This is a genomic window from Lentibacillus sp., from assembly GCF_035301925.1.
Taxonomy (GTDB): domain Bacteria; phylum Bacillota; class Bacilli; order Bacillales; family Amphibacillaceae; genus Lentibacillus.
In genome coordinates this window covers 1-5,133 of record NZ_DATGTI010000194.1, presented here as the reverse complement: position 1 = coordinate 5,133, position 5,133 = coordinate 1, and the positions used below count along the sequence as shown (strand labels likewise).

The 5,133-nt window shown below is 43.0% G+C and carries 6 protein-coding genes; 4 read left to right on the top strand and 2 right to left on the bottom strand.

What is annotated here, in order from left to right:
• Window positions 1-640, bottom strand: a 640-nt coding sequence (locus tag VK080_RS15595; protein ID WP_324225695.1) for a GntR family transcriptional regulator, incomplete at its 3' end; no start/stop codon positions are given.
• A 252-nt stretch (window positions 641-892) separates the two neighbouring features.
• On the opposite strand from VK080_RS15595, the gene VK080_RS15590 reads away from it, so the two are divergent.
• From VK080_RS15590 to VK080_RS15575, 4 genes are all read left to right on the top strand, one after another.
• A complete protein-coding gene (locus tag VK080_RS15590; protein WP_324225694.1) occupies window positions 893-2,089 on the top strand; it encodes a CoA transferase in 1,197 nt (398 codons plus the stop codon).
• An 18-nt stretch (window positions 2,090-2,107) separates the two neighbouring features.
• Complete coding sequence (locus VK080_RS15585; protein WP_324225693.1) at window positions 2,108-3,016, top strand: hydroxymethylglutaryl-CoA lyase; 909 nt, start codon at window positions 2,108-2,110, stop codon at window positions 3,014-3,016.
• Window positions 3,017-3,084: 68 nt separating this feature from the next.
• Complete coding sequence (locus tag VK080_RS15580; protein ID WP_324225692.1) at window positions 3,085-3,336, top strand: hypothetical protein; 252 nt, start codon at window positions 3,085-3,087, stop codon at window positions 3,334-3,336.
• Between the two features lie 3 nt (window positions 3,337-3,339).
• A complete protein-coding gene (locus VK080_RS15575) occupies window positions 3,340-4,827 on the top strand; it encodes a sodium:solute symporter family protein (RefSeq protein ID WP_324225691.1) in 1,488 nt (495 codons plus the stop codon).
• A gap of 65 nt (window positions 4,828-4,892) precedes the next feature.
• Here VK080_RS15575 and VK080_RS15570 read toward each other — a convergent pair.
• Window positions 4,893-5,133 (bottom strand): hypothetical protein (locus VK080_RS15570; protein WP_324225690.1); only part of this gene is annotated, 241 nt, incomplete at its 5' end.

The following is a 5,133-nucleotide window of genomic DNA, read 5'->3' as shown; positions in this document are numbered from 1 at the left end:
CTTCAATGTCATCAATATGGAGCAACACCTGGTCCCGACCATGGTAAATATGTTCATGCATCGCCGCGCGTGCCCGGTCCATATCCTGTTCCCGAATGGCTCCCAGAATTATTTTGTGTGATTCAAGGGAAAGTCGCATTTGATTTTCATTGAACCAATAGAAAGAACGGAATATCAGCGGCAACACAACCATTTTTGATATGTGGGTATAGATATGCTTGTTTTGTGAGGCTTTAATTATATTGTCGTGAAATCTTTGGTTGAGTTCCAAAATATGCTCGACAGTCGTTTGTCCGGTTTGAAAATAATCATTGATGGCCTGCTCGTAGCTTTCGTTAGCTGTTTCCATGTCTTTTAGGTCTTGATGTTTGCGGTGAAAGGAAGCCTGGGAAGCAGCATATCCCTCTATAAGTGTGCGTAAATCGTATATTTGTTTGATATCCTCTTTGGTGTAGTGGCGGACGCGTACTCCCCTTTTCATGGAACTCGTCAAACCTTCTGATTCCAGTTGCTTCAACGCTTCACGGATTGGTGTACGGCTTAACTGTAACTTATCGGCTAGAAATTCTTCTGTTAGTCGCATTTTTGGAGGCAACTCTCCATGTAAAATTGCTTTTTTTATTTGTGTATATGCATTCAATTTAATTATCCCCTTTTCAGTATTGTATACAAAACAAAAAAACAATTCAATTTATATCAGATAATTGTATACAAAATGATTTATTTCACCCTAAAATCGCATTAATTTTAGAATATTATTGTTTTAATGTATACAATTTGTTAAACTGCAAAGGAATAGACGGAAAATTTGGTCTTATTTTTGCTTTATGAAATTGATTGCTAAAAAATAACAAAAAGATTTTTTGTTTTTGTAGAAGAGGGGTGAGTATGAATGGGTCAAACTCTAGAAGGTGTTAAAGTTCTTGAATTAGGCAGTCTAATTGCCGGCCCATTTGCAGGTAGGCTGATGGCAGAATTTGGTGCTGATGTCATTAAGGTGGAGTCACCAGGGAAAGGGGATCCGCTCCGTGACTGGCGTCATATCTATGATGGCACTTCCTTGTGGTGGAGACTGCAATCCCGAAATAAAAAGTCCATTACGGTCAATTTAAAAAGTGAAGCAGGGCAGGAAATTGTTAAATCGCTTGTAAAGGAATGTGACATTCTGATTGAAAATTTTAGGCCGGGTACTTTGGAGAAGTGGAATCTTGGTTATGAGACATTGTCTGAAATCAATCCTGGAATAGTGATGGTTCGAGTATCCGGATACGGTCAAACTGGTCCTTATCGTGATAAACCTGGTTTCGGCAGTGTCGGTGAATCGATCGGTGGATTACGTCACATTACCGGGTATCCCGATCAGCCGCCTACACGGGTGGGCGTTAGCCTTGGGGATTCACTTGCTGCTATGTATTCGGTAATTGGAGCGATGATGGCACTTTACCACCGTGATGCGAAAGGTACCGGCCAAGGTCAAGTCATTGATGTGGCATTATATGAAGCTGTGTTCAGTTTGATGGAAGGTTCGTTGCCTGAATTCGATAAATTTGGTGCTATTCGGGAAAGAACTGGCTCATCGTTGCCTGGCATAGCACCTTCCAACACGTATCAATGTAAGGATGGTAAGTATATTGTGATTGGCGGTAATGGTGACGCTATTTTTAAACGGTTAATGAATGCAGTGGGAAGACCGGATGTAGGTGAAGATGAACGATTCCAGACTAACAGTGGGCGAGCGGCCCATGCTGAGTTTTTGGATGACGTAATTGAAACATGGACGAAACAGATGGATTTGGAACTCGTTATAGAAGTACTTGGTGAGGCAAAGGTACCTGCCGGGCCAATTTACAGTATCGAGGATATCGTTAAAGATAAACATTACTTAAGCAGGGGGATGATTAAGGATTTTCAGTTAAACGAAAAAGAATCATTGAAAATACCGGGTGTTGTTCCGAAAATGAGTGAGACGCCGGGGCAGACGAAATGGCTGGGCCCTGATCTTGGCGAGCATACGAGCGAGGTGATGAAGGAATGGCTCAGTTACGATGATAGTGAAATTCGCGAATTAAAAGAACAGGGAATTCTTTAGGTAAGGAGGGAAAAAGCGATGGAAGAAAGGATTGACATTCAGGAAGTTGTAACAAGGGATGGGCTGCAGATTGAAAATCAATTTGTATCGACTGATCAAAAAATAGACTTAATTAATAAGCTGACTGCTTCAGGCGTTAATAAAATCGAGACAACCTCCTTTGTATCCCCAAAAGCTGTTCCGAATTTAAGGGATGCGAGTGATGTCATGCTGGGGGTGAACCGTCATCCAGATGTCACGTATACCGCTTTAATCCCCAATGTATATGGGGCAAAGAGAGCTGTTGCATGTGATGTTGATGAAGTGAACCTTGTGGTATCGGTCAGTCAAACACACAATTGGAAAAACGTGCGGAAAAATGTTTATGAGTCCTTTTCTGAATTCGAGGATATTTCCGGGATGCTTGCGGGAACCGGGGTTGCGATTAATGGGTCGCTGGCGACTTCATTTGGTTGTCCGTTTGAAGGCAAGATTGAAGATGAGGAGGTCTTGACATTGATTGATCGGTACCTTGAATTGGGAGCCCTCGGGATTACGCTTGCCGATACAACCGGAATGGCGACACCCATACAAGTCTACCGACTGTGCAGTAAAGTACTGGATAACTGGCCGAAGTTGCCGCTAACCCTTCATTTTCATAATACACGCGGCATGGGCCTTGCCAATGTAATGGAAGCCATCCGAGCCGGTGTGTACAGGTTTGATGCATCGTTAGGAGGACTAGGTGGCTGTCCGTTTGCCCCAGGAGCGACTGGCAATATATGCACGGAAGACCTTGTCCATATGCTCGAATTCATGAATTATCAAATGAGCGTTGATCTTGATCAGCTGATTGCTACTTCTAAATATTTGGAAACGATTGTGGGGCATGAGGTGCCGGGGCAGGTCATCAAGGCAGGCAAAATTACCGATTTGCATGCTGTATGAGGAATCCGGCAATATACATTTTATTTTTTATTTATTAATGTTTGAATATTTCAAAAGGAGGAATGGCCATGAGTCAGCCGAACCGAGAACCGATCAAAAACGGAAAAATATGGATTGTGTTTGGGGTGTTGCTTGCTTTGTTAACACCGTGGTATTTTCCTGAAAGTTTTGGAGAAATTCTTATCTTCGGGGTACCGATTTGGGCAATTATTATTATTGCCGCTTCATTGCTTCTGTCTGCTTTTTTATCATATGTGATCAAAAATCACTGGATGCTGGAAGAGGAAAACGAAGAGCATGAAGAGAAAGGAGCGAACTAGATTATGGATTTAGCCTTTTCAGGGTGGTCGGGTATAATAATTCTTGCAGTGTATGGATTGATAATGCTTGGTGTTGGTGTTTTTACCTACTTACGAAACAGAAATATCCATAACAGCCTGGATGAGTATTATCTTGGCGGAAGAGGCCTCGGTGTCATGGTTCTTTTTTTTACGTTTTTTGCGACACAGTACAGTGGAAATACAGTCATCGGCTATCCGCCGTCCGCGTACCGACAGGGATTCGAATACTTAGTTTCCGTGCCCTTTTTTATTATGATTATAATGGCCTATTTATTGTTTGCTCCGCGGCTATATAAACTAGGAAAGAAGTATAAACTTATCACACCCGCCCAGTGGTTTGAAAAACGGTATAAATCAAAAGCCATTACAATACTGGCTTCTTTACTCATGCTTTATGGCCTTGGAAATTATCTGCTCGAACAATTGGTAGCAATTGGACAGGGTGTTTCCGGACTGACCGGTGGAACTATCCCATACCAGATTGGTGTTGTTTTCTTCGTGGTTATCATGCTGATTTATGGATGGCTGGGAGGAATGCGCTCGGTCGCATATACCGATACAATTCAGGGAATCGCTTTGTTGCTTGGGGTCTTCATGTTGCTGATCGGCTCCATTATCTATTTTGGGGGGTTGCCAACGTCAGCTGATTATATGCAGGTCTATTCGCCAGAGAAACTGGGGATCCCCGATGGTCCAGGCATTATGAATTGGTTTAGCCTGCTTGTTATGATCGGGATTGGCGCTGCAGTTTATCCGCATGCAATCCAACGAATCTTCTCTGCCAAAAGTGAAAAAACGTTAAAACGCTCATTCAGCCGGATGGCATGGATGCCGTTTCTGACGGCAGGAGTTGTATTCATCATTGGAATTATCGGGATTAGTGCCTTTCCCGGTTTGTCAACGGACGAATCCGAACAGCTTGTTGGAATGATGGCAAGTACCATTGCCAGTCAAAATGCTATATTCTATTGGGCTATGATTCTGCTGTTTGGCGGGGTGATTGCGGCAATCGTCTCCACTGCCGACTCGATATTGCTGACCTTCTCTTCCATAATTTCGAATGACTTGTATGGCAATTATATCAACCCTGAAGCGTCCGAGCATAAAAAATTGCTTGTAGGCAAGCTGACAGGTGTTGTAGCAGTGAGCATCCTGATTTTGGTCGCTTGGTTTCCGCCTGCCACATTGTATCAAATCTTTATTTTGAAGTTTGAACTTTTGATTCAGATTTCGCCGGGTCTGATCCTTGGGCTTTACTGGAATCGGCTGCACTGTAAAGCGGTCTTTGCAGGGATGCTGGCAGGGACACTGGTTGCGTCGTTTATGACGATTTTTGACGTCACCTTGCTTGGGATTGCCAGTGGCTTATGGGGGCTTCTTCTAAATGTAGTCATCTGTATAGGAGGAAGCTTGCTCATCTCTGTTTCTGTAGTAGAAGAAGACGAAGCAAAACAAGTCATCGGAATGTAGTAAGAATCTCAGTTGAATAAGGTATCAAAACTCGAAGGAACAAGTTGGATTGTTGCCGCGTGTCTTTACCGGATCAGGTAACAAATTCCGGCTTTCTGTGTACTATCATAATCAGGCTGATGCTGAAGATCAGAATAATCGTACCGGTCAGCGCGGGTATTATGGTAAAGCCGCCTATGATAGGTCCCCGGTATTGTCTGAACGAAAGCTATCTGAATCAAAGCATATTTAAAATAATTGCCGAATTTCGTCTGATGAAGCGTGTGCCGGAAATCAGTAATCGGCTGTTGAATATGATATAATTGA